Source organism: Stenotrophomonas testudinis, assembly GCF_024499815.1.
Taxonomy (GTDB): Bacteria; Pseudomonadota; Gammaproteobacteria; order Xanthomonadales; family Xanthomonadaceae; genus Stenotrophomonas.
In genome coordinates this window covers 185603-204915 of the sequence record NZ_JAMOKY010000004.1, presented here as the reverse complement: position 1 = coordinate 204915, position 19313 = coordinate 185603, and the positions used below count along the sequence as shown (strand labels likewise).

The following is a 19313-nucleotide window of genomic DNA, read 5'->3' as shown; positions in this document are numbered from 1 at the left end:
TAGATTCTCTCCGTCGCACTCCACACACCCGAGGACAGGGAATGACGTCTCGCCATATCGGCCTCTCATGGATGATCGCGCTGCTGGCCGCGTGTTCGCAGGCCCCGGCACCGCAGGCAGGCGCCGATTCCGCGCCGGCTGCTGCAACGCCCGCTGACGCGCCCGCCGCCCCCGCCGTGGTCGAACCCGAACCGAACATCGAAGACGGAGTGAACCCTTCGGTGTGGGACAACGAAGGCGAGCCGGAAGAACAAACCCCCGGCGCGGAACTCACCTGCAAGGACAATCCGCTGGCCACCCACTTCTTCACCCTGGTGGGCGGCAACACCGTGGACGACTGCGGCCGCAAGGACCAGAAGGTGCTGGCCGCCTTCAACACCCTGATGCAGAACACCGCAGCGGCCGAAGCCAGCGACAAGGACATTCCTTCGCTGCGCAAGCGTCTGCTGAGTGGGCCCAGCGCACCGGGTGAGCTGGTGGTGCTGCAGGGCGAGCCGTGGTGGTTCTACACCGCCTGCCAGGCCCACGATTGCCCGGGCACCGCGCTGGCGATGCTGTACTCGCCCGAGCAGTCGAAGATGGTCGGCCGTCTGACCGCGCGCTGCCGGGTGTGGTGGCTGGGCGGGCCGACGGCTGCACAACGTGAGCAGATCGCGCAGCTGCGCCCGCTGGATGATGCTGCGTTGACGGAAGACAGCGTGCTCTGCGAATGAGGCAGCGGTAGCGCCGGGCCGAGCCCGACGCATTGCCTGCGCCGCGCGTCATTCCTCCGGACGCATGCGCGCGGAGGCCTGCCGATTGATGGCCATGCACGCCATGATCAGACCTTCCATCACCCGGTCGCCGGGGTAATCCTCATCCGGACCGTTCTGGCGGATGCGTTCGCCTGCCAGCAGCATTTCCAGGGCGATGGTCAGGCCGGCGCGTGCGCAATCTACATCGGCCAGGGCGATGCGGCGGCCGATGCGCAGCTCCGGTTCGGGCCACGGCTGGCCATCGGCGGCGGCACCGCAGCCGATGCCTTTCAGCGCGTTGATGAAGGCGCTGCCCGGGCGGGGCGACGGGGTGTCGTCGTCTTCGCTGTTGGCAGGCGTGTGGGCGGGAAACTTCGGTGTGGTCATGGCGAGAGCTCCGTGCAGACAGTTGGTAGCCGCCACACGAAGGTGGCGGGCGGAGACGTGGCTCGAAAACCGGGCGCTTGTTCAAACCGGCAGGCACAAGGCCTCCACGCTCCGCCCGCCATAGCCGGCAGACGGATTGCCCGCCGGCGCCACAGGGGGTGACGCCGGCGGGCAAGCGTAATCAAACAAGCGCACGGGTTTTCGAAGCCCGGCCACCCGTTGTCGGTGGCACGTCATCTGTACTCGCTTGCTTGCGCTGCGCCCATCAGACAAGTTGCAAACCCGTTCGATGCAAGACGCTTTCGGCATTCTTGCACGCTGTTAAGGCGCGCCAGAGCCAGGCGCCGCAAGGCCCGGCGGCGTGCGGGGAATATGCGACATGCGTCGAAGTTGCCGGACAGGCCACGGACGCCACTGCCGGTCGATGGCGACATGTCTGGCGGTCGCGCGGGGTACGCGCTGGCAGCTGATACGCTTGGGCGCAATGGTCCGTGCGACCAAGGAGTGGATCGGCAATGGAGTTTGATTCGATCAGCCCTGCCATCAGCGGGGTGGTGGGCGGAATGCTCGCGACTTCGCTGGTCGCGCGCTGGTCGCGCAATCTGCCTGGCGGCTACAGAGGTAAATCCCGCCAGCGCCTCGCCCGCGAGCATCGTGCATCCATCTGGACGGCGAATGCACTGTTCTTTGTCGGCCTCTTTTCTGGCGTGGCGCTCTACCCGCTGGGTGGTTTCGCGAATACGGATTGGCGGCCGCTGCTCTGGGGCTTCGGCCTGGCATCCGTGCTTCCCCTGCTTGCGATTGCCGTTGTCTCGCTTCTCTCGGGTCGCAGGCTGAAAGAGGCATTCGTTGCGTTCGCGCTGGGCCAGGACAGCCCTGTGTGGGTGACCTATCTTCCCTTGGGTGCGGGTGTCGTGGCGTTTGGATTTGCGGTTGCAGATCTGGCGAGCTGATTCATGTTGGCGATGCGCGTCTGCCGTCCACTACTTCCCCCAGCGCCATCCCGGCGGCGCGCCTTTCAGCCAGCAGACCAGCACAAGCACCAGAATCACCGCCCACGTGTACAGCTGGAACGCCACGGGCCGTTGGATCGGGGAGAACAGGAACGGACCTGCCGACAGCAGAACGAGTGCAATGGCATAAACCACCCAGCCCTGCCAGGCGCAGGGCAGGCCCCAGCCCCAGCCGTATCGCTTCCGTGTGAACCAGTATTTCTTGTCGTCCATGCGTGTCTTGTACCACCTTGTGGGTACCGCTCCAACCGTCACCCCCGTTCACCCCCGCAGCAGCGAGAATAGGGCACCGGGCACGCGCCGATGCGTGCCACTTACTGCCTGCAGGATCGCAACGATGTCCAACACTCCCTTTGGCGAATCGTCATGCGCTGCCGCCGCCAGCGGTTGCGTCGAGGTCCGCGGTGCGCGCGAGCACAACCTGAAGAATGTCGACGTCTCCATTCCGCGCAATGCACTGGTGGTGTTCTCCGGCGTCTCGGGCTCCGGCAAGTCATCGCTGGCCTTTGGCACCGTTTACGCCGAAGCGCAGCGGCGCTACTTCGAGTCCGTCGCACCCTACGCGCGGCGGCTGATCGACCAGGCCGGCGTGCCCGATGTGGATGCGATCGATGGTCTGCCGCCTGCGGTGGCGCTGCAGCAGCAGCGCGGTGTCAGCAACGCGCGGTCATCGGTGGGCAGTGTCACCACGCTGTCCAGCCTGGTGCGCATGATGTATTCGCGGGCCGGCAGGTATCCCGCCAAGCAGCCCATGCTGTACGCCGAGGATTTCTCGCCCAACACGCCGCAGGGCGCCTGCACCACCTGCCACGGCCTTGGCCACGTGTACGAGGTGACCGAGGCGCTGATGGTGCCCGATCCTTCCCTCAGCATCCGTGAGCGCGCCATCGCCTCCTGGCCACCGGCCTGGCACGGCCAGAATCTGCGCGACATCCTGGTCACGCTGGGCTACGACATCGACGTGCCGTGGAAGAAACTGCCGAAGAAGGACCGGGACTGGATCCTGTTCACCGAGGAGACGCCGAGCGTGCCGGTCTATGCCGGCTTCACCCCTGCCGAGACCCGTGCCGCACTCAAGCGCAAGCTCGAGCCCAGTTACATGGGCACCTACACCGGCGCGCGACGCTACGTGCTGCACACGTTTGCCAATACGCAGAGTGCGCTGATGCGCAAGCGCGTGTCCCGCTACATGGAAGGCAGGCTGTGCCCGGCCTGCGAGGGCAAGCGCCTCAAGCCCGAAGCACTCTCGGTCACCTTCGCAGGCGTGGATATCGGCGAGTTCATGCGGTTGCCGCTGGATCAGCTGGCAGAGCTGCTGGATCCGATTGCGGCGGGGGATTTCAGCGCGCACAACCCGGGCGCAGGCACCAGCCGCACCGCTACGGGTCGCGATCGCCGCCAACGGGCGGCCGCTGGCCGTGCAAGCCACGCGGCAGCACCGGATGTGCGGCGCACGTCGGCAATGTCCGAAGAAAAGCAGCTTGCGGCACAGCGACTGGCTGCAGGAGTCATGGCACGCGTGCATCAGCTGCGTGGCCTGGGCCTGGGCTATCTGTCTCTGGATCGCGCAACACCGACGCTGTCTGCCGGCGAACTGCAGCGCCTGCGGTTGGCCACGCAGTTGAGTTCGCTGCTGTTCGGCGTGCTGTACGTGCTCGATGAGCCCTCGGCGGGCCTGCACCCTGCCGACAGCAAGGCGCTGTACGACGCACTGGACCGGCTGCGCGACGGCGGCAACTCGGTGTTCGTGGTCGAACACGATCTGGAGCTGATGCGCCGCGCGCAGTGGCTGGTGGATGTGGGCCCGGAGGCGGGCGAGCACGGTGGGCGCGTCCTTTACAGTGGCGAGCCCGACGGCCTGCGCCAGATCGCGGACTCGCGCACGGCCCGCTATCTGTTCGACCAGGTACCTGCACCCGCCAGCCGGCAGCGTAGCGCGGACAGCTGGTTGGAGCTGCGGGAGATCCACCGGCACAACCTGAAGGGGGTGGATGCGCAGGTACCGCTGGGCCTGCTGACTGCGGTGACCGGCATTTCCGGCTCGGGCAAATCCAGCCTGATGGCGCAGGCCTTGCCGGAGCTGATGCTGCTGCACCTGGGCCATGAGCTGGTGGAGGACACCGCTGAAAGCACGCCGACCGATGGCCCCACGGTGATTGAAGCAACGCGCGGCCGGCTGGCTGGCGATGTGGACGCCATCCAGCGGGTCGTGCAGGTGGACCAGAAGCCCATCGGCCGCACGCCGCGTTCCAACCTGGCCACCTACACCGGGCTGTTCGACCACGTGCGCAAGCTGTTCGCGGCAACGCCGGCCGCGCGTCGTCGAAAGTTCGACGCAGGGCGCTTCTCCTTCAACGTGGCCAAGGGCCGCTGCGAGACCTGCGAAGGCGAGGGCTTCGTCAGCGTCGAGCTGCTGTTCATGCCCAGCGTCTATGCGCCGTGCCCCACCTGCCACGGTGCGCGTTACAACGAGGCCACGCTGAAGGTGCTGTGGAACGAGCGCACCATCGCCGAGGTCCTGCAGATGACGGTGGACGAAGCGCATGCGTTCTTCAGCGAAGAAGATGCCATCGCACGCCCGCTGCACCTGCTGCAGGAGATCGGCCTGGGCTATCTGCGGCTGGGGCAGCCGGCTACCGAGCTTTCAGGCGGTGAGGCACAACGCATCAAGCTGGCCACCGAGCTGCAGCGCAGCCAGCGTGGGCGCAGCCTGTACGTGCTGGATGAACCCACCACCGGCCTGCACGCATCCGATGCGGACCGGCTGATGGTGCAGCTGCAGCGCCTGGTGGAGGCGGGAAACACGGTGGTGATGATCGAGCATGACATGCGCGCGGTCGCGCAGGCGGACTGGGTGATCGACGTCGGGCCGGGGGCAGGCGGGGCGGGCGGCACCATCGTGGCAAAGGGAACGCCGCACCAGGTCGCGCGTGCGAAGGGCAGCAGGACGGCGCCGTTCCTGGCGCAGGAGCTGACGAGGCGCGCTTGAGTTGAGTTCTGCATGACCGAGCGTGGCCTGCCGGGCAACCGGGTATGGCCATCGGCCAGCAGCACATAACCAGTCGGCATTTCTGCATTGGGGCGTGAGCGGGGTTAATGAATGTGCAATGTCTGACGCGCCCATTGCGGCGCGCAGGCAGCGCTTCCCCCACTACCCGTACGCCCCACGATGACGACTGCTCGTTCCTCACTGCGCCCGCGATTGCTGGCGTTGGCGGTGTTGCTTGCCACCGCGTCCCCCGCACTGCATGCCCAGTCCACCACCGGCGCCATCGCCGGCCTCGCGCCTCCTTCGGCGCAGCGCATCTTCGTCCGCAGCGACACCGGCCTCACCCGTGAAGTGACGGTGGACGCGCGTGGCCGCTACACCATCGGCCAGCTGCCGCTGGGCCGTTATTCCGTGGAAGCACGCGATGCCGACGGCAAGGTGCTGCAGACCCGTGAGGGCGTTGCGCTGACCGTGGGTACCAGCACCGAGGTCTCGTTTGGTGAGGTCACGCGCCTGGATGGCGTGCAGGTCAGTGCTGATCGCGCGGCGGCTGCGATCGATGTCAGCAGCGTGGATTCGCGCACGGTGATCACCGCCGAGCAGTTGCAGCGCCTGCCGCTGGGCCGCTCGGCCGAGGCCATCGCCCAGCTTGCACCGGGCGTGGTCGGCAACGGTGGCAATGGCAGCTATGCGGGCCCGACCGGCGCGCAGCTGGCCAGCTTCGGCGGCTCGTCGGCGGCCGAAAACGCCTACTACATCAACGGTTTCAACAGCACCGATCCGCTACGTGGCCTGGGCGGCCTGACGCTGCCCTATGGCAGCATCGACCAGCAGGAAATCTACACCGGCGGCTACAGCGCCAAGTACGGCCGTTCCGACGGCGGCGTCATCAATGCCGTCGGCAAGCGTGGCACCAACGACTGGCACTACGGCGGGCAGTTCACCTGGGAACCGGCCTCCACCCGCTCGGACAAGGACGACGTGCGCTACCCGGGCGACGGTGCGCTGTACTCGCCGGAGAGCAAGGACCGCGAGTGGGTGACCACGCAGAGCATCTACGCCGGCGGCCCGCTGATCGAAGACACGCTGTTCTTCTTCGGCTCCTACGAACTGGAGCGCCGCGAAGGCACCGACGTCAAGAACGTCGAGGCGACCAACGCCTACTCGAAGTATGAGTACAACCGTCCGCGCTGGTACGCCAAGCTGGACTGGAACATCACCGACAACCACCTGCTGGAACTGACCGGTGCCTCCAGCCGCAACGTGTTCCGCGGCGACATCTTCGCCTACGACTACGACACGCTGACCCGTGGCGTGCAGCGTGGCAAGGAAGACACCACCAAGACCGGCGGCGACCTGTGGACGGCCAAGTACACCGGCTACCTGACCGACCGCCTCACCGTGAGCGCGCAGTACGGCGAAATGAAGACCGATGACTACATCGGCAATCCCGCCTACGACGGCAGCCTGACCTACATCAACAGCGCCAACCTGCAGAACCCGGCGCTCAACGGCGGCACGCCGATCACCAATGCGCAGACCACCTCGCTGCTCGTCGATCCCGCGCGCGGCAACCGCAGCAGCAACCTGCGCGTGGATGCGAACTATGTCCTGGGCGACCACAGCATCACCGTGGGCATCGACAACCAGAACGCACGCGCGCTCAACCGTGGCTCGGTGGCATCGGCCGATGGCTACTACTGGATCTACGGCCAGTCGAACCCGAACGTGCCGATCAACACCGGCCTGGGCGTGCCGGCCACCGGCGGCATCCGCAATGGCCAGGACGGTTACTACGTGCGCCAGTACATCTACAGTGCATTGGCCTCGGTGCGCGCCTCGCAGCGTGCGCAGTACATCGAAGACAACTGGCAGATGACCGACCGCCTGCTGTTGAACCTGGGCCTGCGCCTGGACCAGTTCACCAACTACAACCGCGATGGCGACGCCTACATCAAGCAGACCAGCGGGCAGTGGGCGCCGCGCTTGGGCTTCAGCTGGGATGTCGGCGGTGACGGCCGCTTCAAGGTGTTCGGCAACGTGGGCCGCTACTACCTGGCGCTGCCGCTGAACCCGGCGTTCAATGCGGCCGGTGCAACGCTGGCGACGTCTACCTACTACACGTACGGCGGCATCGACAGCAACGGCTACCCGACCGACCTCACCCAGTTCTCCGATGCGGTGTCGTCCAACAACAACTACGGCCTGCTGCCGGACGCGAAGACGGTGGCCACCTCCGGCATCAAGCCGTCCTTCCAGGATGAGTTCATCCTCGGCTTCACCAAGGCGCTGGGCCAGGACTGGGTGTACGGCGCGAAGGCGACCTACCGCGTGCTGCGCAGCGGTGTGGATGACTACTGCGATATCGATGCGGTGCTCGGCAAGGCCAGCAGCCTGGGCTACAACGTGACCAAGGACAGCAATCCGGTCAGCTGCTGGCTGATCAACCCCGGCCGCGCGAACACCTTCAATCTGGTCGACACCGGCGGCAACTATGTGAGCGTGCCGCTGACCAATGCCGAGATGGGCTTCCCGAAGTTCAAGCGCAACTACTACGCGGTGAACCTGTCGCTGGAACATCCGTTCGACGGGCGCTGGTACGGCCGTGCGGACTACACCTGGTCGCGCAGCTACGGCACCACCGAAGGCCAGCTGCTGTCGGGCATCGGCCAGACCGCGGTTTCGACCACGCAGGCCTGGGATTACGCCCAGCTGATGGAGCACACCAACGGACCGCAGAGCAACGACCACACGCACCAGTTCAAGCTGCACGGCTACTACCAGCTGACGCCGGAATGGCTGGTCTCGGCCAACGTGCGGGTGATCTCGGGCACGCCGTTCAGCGCACTGGGTTCGTATGGCCCGGACTTCGAAGATCCCTCCGGCTATGGCATCGCCTACCACTTCTACAACGGCCAGCCGGCGCCTCCGGGCAGCCAGGGGCGGCTGCCGTGGCTGAGGCAGCTGGACCTGGGTGTGTCCTACCGCCCGGCCGCGGCCGAGGGTCGACTGGGCTTCAACCTGGATGTGTTCAACGTGTTCAACAGCCAGGTGGCGCTGTGGAAATCGCCGTACTCCGAGCTGGACCCGGGCCAGCCTGACCCGCTGTACGGCGCGGCGACCGTGCGCCAGGCACCGCGCTCGCTGCGGGTGAGCGTAAGTTACGACTACTGAGGGAGGGGCTCGGCGCTACCGTGGTCGGAAGCCCCGTGTAGAGCCGAGCCCATGCTCGGCTGCGATCAGCCGGATGCAAAGCCGCCGGGCGTGGCCCGGCGCTACCGCCATCACCGCCCGGCCAGTTCCTCGCGCACGATCTGCGCGCCTGCACTCAGCGCACGCAGCTTGCCGCGCGCCACTTCACGCGACAGCGGCGCCATCCCGCAGTTCGTGCATGGGTAGAGCTTGTCGGCGTCGACGAACTGCAGCGCCCTGCGCAGGGTGTTGGCCACGTCTTCCGGCGTTTCCACCGTGCTGGAGGCCACGTCGATGGCGCCGACCATCACCTTCTTGCCGCGCACCAGCTCGATCAGGTCGATCGGCACGTGCGAGTTGTGGCACTCCAGCGAGATCAGGTCGATGCTGGATTTCTGCAGCTTCGGGAACGACTCCTCGTACTGGCGCCATTCCGAGCCCAGCGTCTGCTTCCAGTCGGTGTTGGCCTTGATGCCGTAGCCGTAGCAGATGTGCACGGCCGTCTCGCACTTCAGCCCTTCAATCGCGCGCTCCAGGGTGGCCACGCCCCAGTCGTTCACTTCGTCGAAGAACACGTTGAAGGCCGGTTCGTCGAACTGGATGATGTCGACGCCGGCCGCTTCCAGTTCCTTCGCTTCCTCGTTGAGGATCTTCGCGAATTCCCAGGCCAGCTTCTCGCGGCTCTTGTAGTGCGCGTCATACAGCGTGTCGATCATGGTCATCGGGCCGGGCAGGGCCCACTTGATCGGCTGCGCGGTCTGCCGGCGCAGGAATTTCGCATCCTCGACGAACACCGACTTCGGGCGACTGACTGCGCCGACCACGGTCGGCACGCTGGCGTCGTAGCGGTTGCGGATGCGCACGGTTTCGCGCATGTCGAAGTCGACGCCGTCGAGGTGTTCGATGAAGGTGGTGACGAAGTGCTGCCGCGTCTGTTCGCCGTCGCTGACGATGTCGATGCCGGCGTGCTGCTGTTCCTGCAGGGACAGGCGCAGCGCGTCCTGCTTGCCTTCGGTCAGTGCCTCATCCTGCAGTTTCCAGGGCGACCAGAGCTTTTCGGGCTCGGCCAGCCAGGTGGGCTTGGGCAGGCTGCCGGCGGTGGAGGTGGGCAGTAGTTTCTTCATCGTGTTCGGGGGCGTTGTCCTGGGGGAGGGAGAAGCGGTGAATCAGCGGGCAGCCCACTGCTCGAGCACGGCGCCATAGGGCTTGATGAAGTGCTCTTCGGTGAACCTGCCCTGCTTGACCGCCAGCTGGCTGCGTTCTTCGCGGTCGTAGACGATGCGGGTGGACGAGTAGTCCTGGTGCTTCAGGCTGGGCTGGTAGACCTTGCCGGCCACCGAATTGGCGTTGTAGATCTCCGGGCGGTAGATCTTCTGGAACGCTTCCATGGTGCTGATGGTGGCGATAAGTTCCAGGTTCGAGTAATCGCCCAGCAGGTCGCCCTGGAAGTAGAACGCCAGCGGCGCGACGCTGCCCGGCGGCATGAAGTAGCGCACCTGCAGGCCCATCTTGTCGAAGTACTGGTCGGTGGGCGAGAACTCGCCCTGGCGGTACTCCACGCCGAGGATGGGATGATGGTTCTCGGTGCGGTGGTAGGTCTTGCTGCTGGACACGCTGATGCAGATGACCGGTGCCTTGCTGAAGTTGGCGCGGTAGGCATCCGACTCCAGGAAGTGCTTGAACAGCTTGCCGTGCAGATCGCCGAAGCCCTCGGGGATGCCGAACGTCGCCTTGCCTTCGTTGCTGGCCGGCAGCACGACGCTGAAATCGTAGTCGCGCACGTAGGAGGAGAAATTGTTGCCGACGATGCCTTCGGTACGCGCCCCGGTGTGCGTGTCGACGATGGTCGGGCGAAGTACTTCTATCAGCGGGAAGGGATCGCTGCCGTCATCGCCATCGATGTGCATCTCCACCGAGATGATGTCCAGCTCGACCGCGTAGCGATCGGCGCTGGGGTTGTCCCAGTGCGCCAGATCGTTGAAGCGGTTGTTGATCATGCCGATCGTGTTGCGCAGGTTTTCCTGGCGCGAGGCGCCGCGCGCCAGGTTGGCGAAGTTGGTGGTGATGCGCGTGCCGTCGGCCGGCTGGTAATCCTCGTTGAACGGGATGCGCGTGATCTGGAAGGTGAAGTTGTCGGCAGTCATGGCGGTGTTCCGGTTACTTAGAGGGCGTCGGCCGTTTCGGCGGGCATGGGCGCGGGGCGATGGGACAGCGCCAGCAGGGGCAGGGCCCGCTGCACGGCCAGGCGTGCGCGCTGCAGCAGGGCCTCGTCGTGCACGCGGCCGTCGGCGAAATCCTTGTCGGTGGCGTACACGCCCAGCGGCAGGGTGCGTGCCTGGAAGAAGCTGAAGAGCGGCCGCAGCTGGTGGTCGATCATCAGCGCGTGGCGCTCGCTGCCGCCGGTGGCGGCCAGCAGGGTGGGGGTGTCGACCAGCGCGTCCTGGTGGATGAAATCGAAGAAGTGCTTGAACAGGCCGGTGTACGAACCGCGGTAGACCGGGGTGGCGACCACCAGCACGTCGGCCTGCTCGACCGTGGTCAGCGCCTGTTCGGCGGCCGCAGGCAGCTGCGAGCGCCATAGGGCACCGGCCAGCTGCGGGGCCAGCTCGCCGAGTTCGACCAGGTGCGGTTCGCTCGGCAGGTGCTCGCCGATCAGGTCCAGCAGGTGCTCGCACAGGGTGGCCGCCCGCGAGGGGCGCTGCAGGCCGCCGGAGACGGCGACGATACGGAGGGGGCGGTGGGGAGAAAGCATGACCCGATCCTAGTCAGGCCTTCCCATGACGTAAAATGGTTTTACTTCACACATCCATGAGTGGGATTCATCGACATGCTGGAACGAATCCACCTGAGCATCGTGCAGCAGGTCGAACTGCAGGGTTCGCTGACCGCTGCCGCCGGCGTGCTCAACCTGACCCAGTCGGCGCTGAGCCACAGCATGAAGAAGCTGGAACAGCAGCTGGGCACTGACGTCTGGCTGCGCGAGGGCCGCAGCCTGCGCCTGACCCAGGCCGGCCAGTACCTGCTGGCGGTGGCCAACCGGGTGCTGCCGCAGCTGGACCTGGCCGAAGAGCGGCTGGGCCAGTTCGCCCAGGGCGAGCGCGGCTCGCTGCGCATCGGCATGGAGTGCCACCCCTGCTACCAGTGGCTGCTGAAGATCGTCTCGCCCTACCTGGCCTCGTGGCCGGACGTGGACGTGGACGTGAAGCAGAAATTCCAGTTCGGCGGCATCGGTGCCCTGTTCGGTTACGAGATCGATCTGCTGGTGACGCCGGACCCGCTGCTGAAGCCGGGCCTGACGTTCGTGCCCGTATTCGACTACGAGCAGGTGCTGGTGGTGGCCAGGAACCACCCGCTGGCCAAGGTGGAGTACGTGAAGCCGCGCCAGCTGACCCAGGAAGTGCTGATCAGCTACCCGGTGCCGTTCGAGCGCCTGGACATCTACAACCAGTTCCTGCTGCCGGCCGGGGTGACCCCGCGCCGCCACAAGGCCATCGAAACCACCGACATCATGATGCAGATGGTGGCCAGCGGCCGTGGCGTGGCCGCGATGCCGCGCTGGCTGGTGGAGGAGTACGCGGCCCGCATGGACGTGGTGCCGGTGCGGCTGGGCGCCAAGGGGATTCCCAAGCAGATCTACCTGGGCGCGCGCGAGGCCGACACCGCCATCGATTACCTGCAGGCCTTCGTTGAACTGGCGCGGGGCAGCTCGATCGCCGGCACCCTGCGCGGGGCCAAGTGATGCCTGCAGCAACCGTGCAGGGCGCACGCGGCTTCATCGATGCCTGTTCGCTGGAAGTCAGTGCGAAGGCCATGCCCGCGCTGCGCGCCGAGGCAGGCCGCATCGCTCCGGGGACCACGATCTCGATTCCCTATCTCGCCAGCGAAGACGACGAGGCTCGGCTGGCCGCGGCGCGAACCGTGCGCGAACTGGGGCTGCAGCCGATGCCGCACCTGTCCGCGCGGCGGATCGGTTCGCAGGCGGCGCTGGAGCACTTCATCGCCCGTGCGGTGGGCGAGGCCGGTGTCGAGCAGTGCCTGCTGATCGCCGGTGACCTGGCCACGCCCGCCGGTCCGTTTGCAGACAGTACGGCGATCATCGAGACGGGCCTGCTGGAAGATGCGGGCATCAAGGTGGTTGCCGTGGGCGGGCACCCCGAAGGCCATCCGGTGATGGACGCTGCCGGGCGCTGGCAGGCACTGGAACGCAAATGCCAGACCATCGAAGCGCGCGGCATGGCGCCGAAGATCATCACTCAGTTCGCCTTCGATGCCGACATCGTGCTGGCCTGGCTGGATGCGCTGCGTGCGCGCGGCATCGACCACCCGGTGCTGGTGGGCGTGCCCGGGCCGGCCAGCGTCACCCGGCTGCTGCGCTATGCGGCGATGTGCGGCGTGGGTGCCAGCGTCTCGATGCTGGCGCGCTACGGGATCTCGATCGGCCGGCTGCTGGGCACCGCCGGGCCCGATGTGTTCGTGGATCGCCTGGTGGGTGGACTGACCGAGGCACACGGTCAGGTAAGCCCGCACCTGTTCCCGTTCGGTGGCATTGCGCCGTCGCTGGACTGGGTGGCGCAGTATCGGCGGCGCGCGGGTTCGCAGCAGCGCTGAGACCGCGCAGGATTCATCGAGGTTACGCAGTTGAAGCGCTATAAGTGAAGGCGAATCCGCCTGCTCGTGGGCGGACGTTTTCATTGCAAGGAACACAGCGCAGATGAGCATCACCCTTCCCGAAACCATCGCCGTGGTCACTGGTGCGGCAGGCGGCATCGGCCGCGAAATCGTCAAGGCCCTGCACGCGGCCGGCGCAACGGTCATCGCCACCGACCTGCGAGACAGCGCGGAGATCGAAGGCGCGGCGGCCTACCTCAAGCACGACGTCACCAGCGAAGCGGATTGGCGCGCGGTCGAAGCGCTGCTGCACGAGCGCTACGGGCGCCTGGACGTGCTGGTCAACAATGCCGGCTATTCCATCGTCGAACGCTTCGAGGACACCACCCTCAGCCTGTTCCACAAGGTCAACGCCATCAACGTCGATTCGGCCATCATCGGCACCCAGGTGCTGCTGGAGCTGCTGAAGCTGGGCGGCAAAGCACACGCCACCGGCGCATCGGTCATCAACATTTCCAGCGTGGGTGGCCTGCGCGGTGCGGCCTTCAACGCGGCGTACTGCACCAGCAAGGCGGCCATCCGCATGCTGAGCAAGTGCATGGGCGCCGAATTCGCTGCGCTGGGTTACAACATCCGGGTGAACTCGGTGCACCCCGGTGGCATCGATACGCCGATGCTGGGCGCGATCATGGACCGCTATGTGGAACTGGGGGGCGTGGAATCGCGCGAAGCGGCCATCCAGGCACAGAACAAGGCGCACCCGATCGGCCGCCTCGGCAAGCCGGAAGAAATCGCGGGGGGCGTGGTGTTCCTTGCGTCGTCGGCGGCCAGCTTCATGACCTGCGATGAGCTGGTGATCGACGGCGGCTTCAGTCAGGTCTGAATCAGCCAAGCCTGGACGTGCGTGCCATGGCGGACTGCGGTTCGCCATGGCAACGCTGCAACGCGGATCGGGCGGGCCTTACTTGCTTGCTGAGCGCGAACCCTTCTCGTCGCTGTGTTCGGCACGGCTCTGCGCGAACGCGGGGAAGGTCTTCTCCAGCGAATCCTTGTCCGGCAGCACGTAGAACACGCCGCCCTTCTGGAACGTGGACTGGACGACCTGCTCGTAGAAATTGGCGCTGACGTTGATGCAGCCGTGGGTGACGCGGTTGTCATCCGGGGTCGGCGTTGCCAGTCGTTCGGCGCGCTTTTCCTTCGGCGTACCTGGCGGCAGCGGGTGCATCGAGACTGCCGAATCGTAGTCCACCCACAACACGCGGCCGGCGTCGTCGGACGGGCCGTAGCCACCAATGAAGCGGCCGGCGGGGGTCGTGCGGTCGTGGCCGGGAATCGCGCTCAGCGCGACCTTGGCAACGTTCGGTGCGGAATGATCGCCCTTGGCCGAACCAAACAGCGCCGGTGCCGCGCCACGCAGCTTGCCGTCACTGCCGAAGATCAGCACCTGTGCGGCGGCCTTGTCCATGATCGCGAACGGATAGCCTTCGCTGTCCTTGCTTGCGACCACCCAGCCTGCGAGTTCGATCACCGTCTCGGACACTTCCTGTCCTTCCGGCAGTTCATCGACGGCAGCGGTGGGTTGCGTAGCGGCATCCTTGGCGCCCTTGGCGCTGGCCACGCCGGTACCGGCCAGTGCCAGCGCAACGGTCAGCGCGACGCAGGCGGTGCGGATTGCGGGGGATGAGTGCGTACGAATGGCACGGTTCCTCGAATGAATACGGTGACTCAAGGGAACCAGTGGCCGGGGGAGACCACTGGTTCCCGGTTCAGCTTAGCCGCGCGGAGTACGACGGGGGGCCGATTCGAGCTGCTGGACGCGACCTTCGATCTGGTCGAGACGCTGGTTGGCCTGCTGTGCGGACTGGTTGGCGGACTCGGCGCTCTGCGCCGCGCCCTGGACCTTCACGTCAAGAGCGTCGAGACGCGTGTTGACCTTCGCGAAGTCTTCTTTGTAGCTGGCGCACGCGCCGAGGCTGAGGGCAAGAATTGCCACGCCGAGGGGACGAGCGATCTTCAGGTGCTGCGTGGAAAGGGTCATTGCATTCCCTCCTTCGTCTGGGGAGTCTGGAATATAGCGGGCTTTTTGTTAGTTCCATGAATGCCTTTTCAGCTGCAGTTCGCGGACGTGCAGACACTGTGAAGAGTGCGCAGTCATGTTCGATTTCCCGCGAATTCAGCTGTCTGAGCCGGGCATGTGCTAGCTGCTGCCACCCCTGAATGAGCGCAGTGTTCGTTGTGCGGTGTCAGTTAAACGCGCGGGCGCATCGCGCCGTGCGCGCAGAAAAGCGATCGCGCATTTGTGGCGAGCGGAGGCCGCTGGTAGCCTGATCCACTGCGCAGGGTGTTGCGGCATCAACTCACGATGCGTCGTGCAAAGACGATGCCGGGCGCGTCGGGGCAGCGCTTCGAACGTATCGCAAGCACGCAATCCAGGCCCATAGCTGCATGAACAGTGCCGGTCCGTGCAGGATGCACCGGCGCTGCCAGCATGGCGAATAACAAGGCAGGGAGCACGACAGCAGCGGCCGTGCGGATGCCTCTGCGCCGCAGAGCGCGAAGGACGAAGTAGAGCGCAAGCGCAAAGCCGGTAACCGCCGGGAAAATCCGCGGGCAGTGGCTGTCCTGCCAGGTGCTCCTGCACGGGCTCGATGGCGCCCGTTTTTTTTCCAGCACCGTCTTTCGTATTGAAGTCATCGCTGACGATGATGGCCGACGGGTCACCGGGGACCATTTCCAGGATCGCTGCATCGTTCGATAGAGCGGCCAGGTAATAGTCGCCTACGCTCAGTTTTGGATTGCAGCACCCGATCGAATAGGTGACGCCGGATGCCTTCGGCGTGCCACCCTTGAGCGTGCGGATCACAGTGATGCGGCCGCTCAAGGTGCTGTACCAAGGCTCCCCGTCGGCGACCTCGAGTGACATGAGCCGGAATACGTAGACGTGGCTGGCACGATCCAGGTTCTGCACCAACGTCCGAAAGGGAGAAGTGCCCATGTGGTTGTGGTGGTCGTCATTCGACCAGGCTCAGCTTCACCTCGGCGCCTTCGGGCAGCCCATCGATCTGTTGCGCCATGCTGCCCGACGCGCCGATCAGTTCGGCCAGCGGCACCGTGGCGAGATTGCCGCCGCCGTACTCACCGCCCAGCGCGCCGGCGAAGCACGCCGGGCGGTGGCCGATGAACATACGCGCCTGCCCACGCCCTTGGCGGAAAGGCCTGCACGCCACGTTTGCTATCATGCGCGCCGATGGCCACCCGCCAGATGCCGATCGTGCGCCCGCGCGCGTTCCTTCCTCGAAAGAGGACGCATCTGCGGCCAATCGCAGCGAAACCTTGCCCGGCCAGGCGCCGCCAGCCGGGCCCCCGTAAAGATCGAACAAGGAAAGCCGGCCGCATGCCTGCGGCCGTAATACATGAATTCACCTGCAACTTCGCGTCCCGGGTTGATCCCGGTGCTGGCCCTTCTGCTGGTCGGCCTCAACCTGCGCCCGGTGCTGGCCGTGGTCAGCCTGCTCACCGATTCCATCCGTGCCAGCAATGGCATGAGCTTCGAACAGATCGGCTGGCTCACCAGCCTGCCGATGATGGCCATGGGCCTGATCGCCATGGCCGGCGGCCTGGTCTATCGCATGGGCTATCGGCGCGGCGTGGCCATCGGCCTCGCGCTCACCGCGGCGTCGGCGCTGGCCAAGCTGGCCTCGCACGAGCCGCTGTGGCTGATGGGCTCCAGCGTGGCCGCCGGCCTGGGCATCGGCATCGTGCAGTCGCTCATTCCCGGCTACATCAAGACCCGCTTCCCGCACCGCGTCGACCTGCTGATGGGCCTGTACGTGAGCATGATCATGGGCGGCGCGGCACTGGCCGCCGCCAGCGCGTCGGCCCTGCTGCACTGGCTGGACTGGCAGGGCACGATGGCGTTCTGGGCGGTGCTGGCCATCGCCGGCATCGCGCTGTGGCTGCCCAACAGCGGCCATGCCGATGCGCCTTCCACCGGCACCTCCGCCAAGGCAGCCACGCCCTCCGCATTCCGGCCCTGGCAGCATGGCCGCACCTGGTTGCTGGTCGCACTGTTCTGCGTGTCCAGCAGCTGCTACACGCTGTGCCTGGCTTGGATCGCGCCGTACATGATGGAAGCCGGCGTGCGCGCCAACGAGGCCGGCTTCATGCTGGCGGCACTGAGCCTGTCCGAAGTGGCCGGTGGCTTCCTCGTCTCCTGGCTGGCCCCGCGCTTCCGTGACCGCCGCGTGCTGCTGGCGCTGTTCCTGGCAGCCACCGCACTGACCTACGTGCTGATCGGCGTGGCACCGATGTATGCCCCGTGGCTGATGATGTGTCTGCTCGGCCTGTCGATCGGCGGTCTGTTCCCGATGACCCTGATCCTGGTGATGGACCACTGCAGCCAGCCGGCCAAGGCGGGCATCCTGGTGTCCTTCGTGCAGGGCGTGGGTTATCTGGTCGGCGGCATCCTGCCGTTCGTGGCCGGTTCGATCCGCGACACCGTGGGCGACCTCAGCGTCGCGTGGGTGGCGATGGCCTGCGTGACCGCTGCCGCACTGGTGCTGGCAGCGCGGGCAACGCCGGCCAGCGCTGAACGCTTTGACGCGCGTTGATGGATGCGGCTGCAGGCGTCGGTAGTCACCGGTGCCTGCAGTGCCTGCCTCGGCCTGCCTGGCCCAGGCGCGTCCTCAGTCCTCGAACGTCACGGTCCCCATGATCAATCGAATGCCCGCCTCCGCAGCCTTGCGATTGGCGTCCACGGTCCAGATGGACGCATAGCAGTCCCACCCTGAACTGCATTGCTTGACGGCCAGCAGCTGCAGGCGCCGGGCATACGGTTCGTCGTCTTCGAAAACGTGGTGCTGGAACTGCGCGACATGGGCAAGCGTTTGCTCAGTCGGTCGGTGAAGCGAACCCTGCGCCTGAAGATTCAAGGGTGCACCTTTCTTCTGCGTTTTCGTCGCAGCCTACGGAGGCGCTCTGCCTCGTATCTGCAGTTCTGACGGTGGGCAACCCAAACAGCAAGAGCTGTCAAGGTGACGCAATAGATGATAACGATGTCCGCAAAGAGACTCATTTGCTGAAAAGTAGTCCAAGACTCGAAGAGGCCCATCGCGGCATCCTGATCAAGTGGTGGCGCTCAAGTGGAAAAGGCCTCGATTTCAGCCGTCTCCGCAACATCATCAGCTCAAGCCTAGCTCTTGAGCGGGCGGGAATGTGCGCCTCGAATGATTTGTTTGCGGTGCAACCGGTGGGCTTCTGCGGGCTCTATGGATGCAATGTGCGGGGAGCGTAGCTGCATTGCTGGCATCCTCAATTAGACGTCATGGATCGAGCTTGACCCGTATGAGGGCGTCACTTCTCGGGTAGCTCTGGTGACTCGGCCAGTCGATCAGCGATGGCGTGTGCACGGCGCGTTACCGTCATGCCTCGTCAGTCAGCCCGCCAAGTCAGGCAAGCTGGGGACTGGTGAGCAGCGACTCTGATCCAGGCTCGCATTTGTCCCCATAGTTTGTGCAGGTGATTGCTCCCATAGTTTGTGCAATCAGCAGGAACTATGGGGACGTGGCTGCCAGGCAGTCACCAGAGTTCCCTGAACAGCAACTTCATTCATGTACTGGTCAGTTCAATATTCAGGGTCGATTTCATCAGCAAACGGATAATTCACACCTGTCGACCGCCTCTTCTCTCCCTCTCTCCCGGGGGGCGGCCGGCGAAATCAAAAATAATTAAAGGTGTGTCCCGATGAACAAGAATTCGCTGCTCGCCCTGGGTCTGCTGGCTGCACTGCCGTTCGCTGCATCGGCTGCCGATGGCCTGTCGTACAACTACGTTGAAGGCGGTTACGTGAACACCGATGCCAAGGGCGGCGACGCCGATGGCTGGGGCGTCAAGGGCTCGGTTGCCGTGCACCCGAACTTCTCGGTCTTCGCTGATTACAGCAAGCAGGAAACCGACACCTTCAAGAACGACGTTGACCAGTGGCGCATCGGCGCCGGCTACAACTACGGCATCGCACCGAACACCGACCTGGTGGCTCGTGTTGCGTACCAGAAGTTCGACCTGGAGCATGGCCTGGACTTCAACGGCTACTCCACCGAAGTGGGCCTGCGCACCGCGTTCAACCCGTACCTGGAAGGCTACGCGCTGGCCGGCTACGAGGACTACAGCAAGAAGCACGGCATCAACCCGGACGGCGAGTTCTACGGCCGCGTCGGCGCCACCGCCAAGTTCACCCCGAACTGGGGCCTGAGCGGCGAAGTGAAGCTGGCCAAGGCCGGCGACCGCGAGTGGTTCGTAGGCCCGCGCTTCACCTGGTAATAAGCAGTACTGCAGTAGAAAAGCGTTACCGGCGTGTGCTCTCTCTCTCTCTCCCGCACGCCACCCGAAGCC

19 protein-coding genes are annotated in these 19313 nt (G+C 65.5%); 9 read left to right on the top strand and 10 right to left on the bottom strand.

Going from position 1 to position 19313, the window contains the following annotated elements:
- Positions 1-41 precede the first annotated feature (41 nt).
- Positions 42-713, top strand: coding sequence for an Ivy family c-type lysozyme inhibitor (locus tag NQ204_RS04670; RefSeq protein ID WP_256643211.1), 672 nt, complete (start codon positions 42-44; stop codon positions 711-713).
- A 48-nt stretch (positions 714-761) separates the two neighbouring features.
- Here NQ204_RS04670 and NQ204_RS04665 read toward each other — a convergent pair whose 3' ends face one another.
- The gene (locus NQ204_RS04665) at positions 762-1121 is read right to left on the bottom strand and encodes a hypothetical protein (protein WP_256643210.1); all 360 of its coding nucleotides are present in this window, start codon (positions 1119-1121) and stop codon (positions 762-764) included.
- Positions 1122-1636: 515 nt separating this feature from the next.
- On the opposite strand from NQ204_RS04665, the gene NQ204_RS04660 reads away from it, so the two are divergent.
- A complete protein-coding gene (locus tag NQ204_RS04660) occupies positions 1637-2074 on the top strand; it encodes a hypothetical protein (RefSeq protein ID WP_256643209.1) in 438 nt (145 codons plus the stop codon).
- 30 nt (positions 2075-2104) lie between these two features.
- Here NQ204_RS04660 and NQ204_RS04655 read toward each other — a convergent pair whose 3' ends face one another.
- Complete coding sequence (locus NQ204_RS04655) at positions 2105-2347, bottom strand: hypothetical protein (RefSeq protein ID WP_256643208.1); 243 nt, start codon at positions 2345-2347, stop codon at positions 2105-2107.
- A 124-nt stretch (positions 2348-2471) separates the two neighbouring features.
- On the opposite strand from NQ204_RS04655, the gene NQ204_RS04650 reads away from it, so the two are divergent.
- Both NQ204_RS04650 and NQ204_RS04645 read left to right on the top strand, forming a co-directional pair.
- Complete coding sequence (locus tag NQ204_RS04650; RefSeq protein WP_256643207.1) at positions 2472-5123, top strand: excinuclease ABC subunit UvrA; 2652 nt, start codon at positions 2472-2474, stop codon at positions 5121-5123.
- Positions 5124-5303: 180 nt separating this feature from the next.
- Positions 5304-8297 carry a TonB-dependent receptor gene (locus NQ204_RS04645; RefSeq protein WP_256643206.1) on the top strand — a complete coding sequence of 998 codons (2994 nt, stop codon included), beginning with the start codon at positions 5304-5306 and terminating at the stop codon, positions 8295-8297.
- Positions 8298-8407: 110 nt separating this feature from the next.
- Here the strand turns inward: NQ204_RS04645 and NQ204_RS04640 are convergent, their stop codons facing one another.
- From NQ204_RS04640 to msuE, 3 genes are read right to left on the bottom strand one after another with little or no spacing between them, the layout of a single operon-like run.
- Positions 8408-9439 carry a methionine synthase gene (locus tag NQ204_RS04640; RefSeq protein WP_256643205.1) on the bottom strand — a complete coding sequence of 344 codons (1032 nt, stop codon included), beginning with the start codon at positions 9437-9439 and terminating at the stop codon, positions 8408-8410.
- A gap of 42 nt (positions 9440-9481) precedes the next feature.
- The gene (locus tag NQ204_RS04635; RefSeq protein ID WP_108767300.1) at positions 9482-10459 is read right to left on the bottom strand and encodes a DUF1852 domain-containing protein; all 978 of its coding nucleotides are present in this window, start codon (positions 10457-10459) and stop codon (positions 9482-9484) included.
- Between the two features lie 17 nt (positions 10460-10476).
- Entirely contained in the window at positions 10477-11067 is a 591-nt protein-coding gene (gene msuE, locus NQ204_RS04630; protein WP_256643204.1) for an FMN reductase, read from the bottom strand.
- Positions 11068-11142: 75 nt separating this feature from the next.
- Between msuE and NQ204_RS04625 the strand changes: the two genes are divergently transcribed.
- The 3 genes from NQ204_RS04625 to NQ204_RS04615 all read left to right on the top strand — a co-directional run bounded on the left by NQ204_RS04625 (position 11143) and on the right by NQ204_RS04615 (position 13806).
- A complete protein-coding gene (locus tag NQ204_RS04625; RefSeq protein WP_256643203.1) occupies positions 11143-12054 on the top strand; it encodes a LysR family transcriptional regulator in 912 nt (303 codons plus the stop codon).
- The gene (locus NQ204_RS04620; RefSeq protein WP_256643202.1) at positions 12054-12923 is read left to right on the top strand and encodes a methylenetetrahydrofolate reductase; all 870 of its coding nucleotides are present in this window, start codon (positions 12054-12056) and stop codon (positions 12921-12923) included. The genes NQ204_RS04625 and NQ204_RS04620 overlap by 1 nt, the downstream gene beginning before the upstream one ends.
- A 103-nt stretch (positions 12924-13026) precedes the next feature.
- Positions 13027-13806 carry an SDR family NAD(P)-dependent oxidoreductase gene (locus NQ204_RS04615; RefSeq protein WP_256643201.1) on the top strand — a complete coding sequence of 260 codons (780 nt, stop codon included), beginning with the start codon at positions 13027-13029 and terminating at the stop codon, positions 13804-13806.
- A gap of 78 nt (positions 13807-13884) precedes the next feature.
- On the opposite strand, the gene NQ204_RS04610 is transcribed toward NQ204_RS04615, so the two are convergent.
- The 4 genes from NQ204_RS04610 to NQ204_RS04595 all read right to left on the bottom strand — a co-directional run bounded on the left by NQ204_RS04610 (position 13885) and on the right by NQ204_RS04595 (position 16108).
- Positions 13885-14574, bottom strand: coding sequence for a L,D-transpeptidase (locus NQ204_RS04610; protein WP_116862857.1), 690 nt, complete (start codon positions 14572-14574; stop codon positions 13885-13887).
- Positions 14575-14694: 120 nt separating this feature from the next.
- Positions 14695-14961: a hypothetical protein gene (locus NQ204_RS04605; RefSeq protein WP_079224744.1), complete on the bottom strand. Its 267-nt coding sequence runs from the start codon at positions 14959-14961 to the stop codon at positions 14695-14697.
- Between the two features lie 159 nt (positions 14962-15120).
- Positions 15121-15918, bottom strand: coding sequence for a hypothetical protein (locus NQ204_RS04600; RefSeq protein ID WP_256643200.1), 798 nt, complete (start codon positions 15916-15918; stop codon positions 15121-15123).
- 16 nt (positions 15919-15934) lie between these two features.
- Positions 15935-16108 (bottom strand): hypothetical protein, encoded by a 174-nt coding sequence (locus NQ204_RS04595; RefSeq protein ID WP_256643199.1) that lies wholly within the window; start codon positions 16106-16108, stop codon positions 15935-15937.
- A gap of 267 nt (positions 16109-16375) precedes the next feature.
- Here NQ204_RS04595 and NQ204_RS04590 point away from each other — a divergent pair, with 267 nt between their 5' ends.
- On the top strand, positions 16376-17533 hold the full coding sequence (locus NQ204_RS04590; RefSeq protein ID WP_165835668.1) for an MFS transporter: 1158 nt from the start codon (positions 16376-16378) through the stop codon (positions 17531-17533).
- A 75-nt stretch (positions 17534-17608) separates the two neighbouring features.
- Here NQ204_RS04590 and NQ204_RS04585 read toward each other — a convergent pair whose 3' ends face one another.
- Entirely contained in the window at positions 17609-17854 is a 246-nt protein-coding gene (locus NQ204_RS04585) for a hypothetical protein (protein WP_256643198.1), read from the bottom strand.
- An 811-nt stretch (positions 17855-18665) separates the two neighbouring features.
- On the opposite strand from NQ204_RS04585, the gene NQ204_RS04580 reads away from it, so the two are divergent.
- Entirely contained in the window at positions 18666-19241 is a 576-nt protein-coding gene (locus tag NQ204_RS04580) for an OmpO family porin (RefSeq protein WP_116862850.1), read from the top strand.
- Positions 19242-19313 lie beyond the last annotated feature (72 nt).

Bases quoted from the DNA above. Each gene is read 5' to 3' on its own strand.
- NQ204_RS04595 (WP_256643199.1), bottom strand. From the start codon at position 16,108: ATGTTCATCGGCCACCGCCCGGCGTGCTTCGCCGGCGCGCTGGGCGGT.
- NQ204_RS04650 (WP_256643207.1), top strand. From the start codon at position 2,472: ATGTCCAACACTCCCTTTGGCGAATCGTCATGCGCTGCCGCCGCCAGC.
- msuE (WP_256643204.1), bottom strand. From the start codon at position 11,067: ATGCTTTCTCCCCACCGCCCCCTCCGTATCGTCGCCGTCTCCGGCGGC.
- NQ204_RS04665 (WP_256643210.1), bottom strand. From the start codon at position 1,121: ATGACCACACCGAAGTTTCCCGCCCACACGCCTGCCAACAGCGAAGAC.
- NQ204_RS04615 (WP_256643201.1), top strand. From the start codon at position 13,027: ATGAGCATCACCCTTCCCGAAACCATCGCCGTGGTCACTGGTGCGGCA.
- NQ204_RS04600 (WP_256643200.1), bottom strand. From the start codon at position 15,918: ATGGGCACTTCTCCCTTTCGGACGTTGGTGCAGAACCTGGATCGTGCC.
- NQ204_RS04605 (WP_079224744.1), bottom strand. From the start codon at position 14,961: ATGACCCTTTCCACGCAGCACCTGAAGATCGCTCGTCCCCTCGGCGTG.
- NQ204_RS04655 (WP_256643208.1), bottom strand. From the start codon at position 2,347: ATGGACGACAAGAAATACTGGTTCACACGGAAGCGATACGGCTGGGGC.
- NQ204_RS04635 (WP_108767300.1), bottom strand. From the start codon at position 10,459: ATGACTGCCGACAACTTCACCTTCCAGATCACGCGCATCCCGTTCAAC.
- NQ204_RS04660 (WP_256643209.1), top strand. From the start codon at position 1,637: ATGGAGTTTGATTCGATCAGCCCTGCCATCAGCGGGGTGGTGGGCGGA.
- NQ204_RS04625 (WP_256643203.1), top strand. From the start codon at position 11,143: ATGCTGGAACGAATCCACCTGAGCATCGTGCAGCAGGTCGAACTGCAG.
- NQ204_RS04640 (WP_256643205.1), bottom strand. From the start codon at position 9,439: ATGAAGAAACTACTGCCCACCTCCACCGCCGGCAGCCTGCCCAAGCCC.
- NQ204_RS04645 (WP_256643206.1), top strand. From the start codon at position 5,304: ATGACGACTGCTCGTTCCTCACTGCGCCCGCGATTGCTGGCGTTGGCG.
- NQ204_RS04670 (WP_256643211.1), top strand. From the start codon at position 42: ATGACGTCTCGCCATATCGGCCTCTCATGGATGATCGCGCTGCTGGCC.
- NQ204_RS04620 (WP_256643202.1), top strand. From the start codon at position 12,054: ATGCCTGCAGCAACCGTGCAGGGCGCACGCGGCTTCATCGATGCCTGT.
- NQ204_RS04580 (WP_116862850.1), top strand. From the start codon at position 18,666: ATGAACAAGAATTCGCTGCTCGCCCTGGGTCTGCTGGCTGCACTGCCG.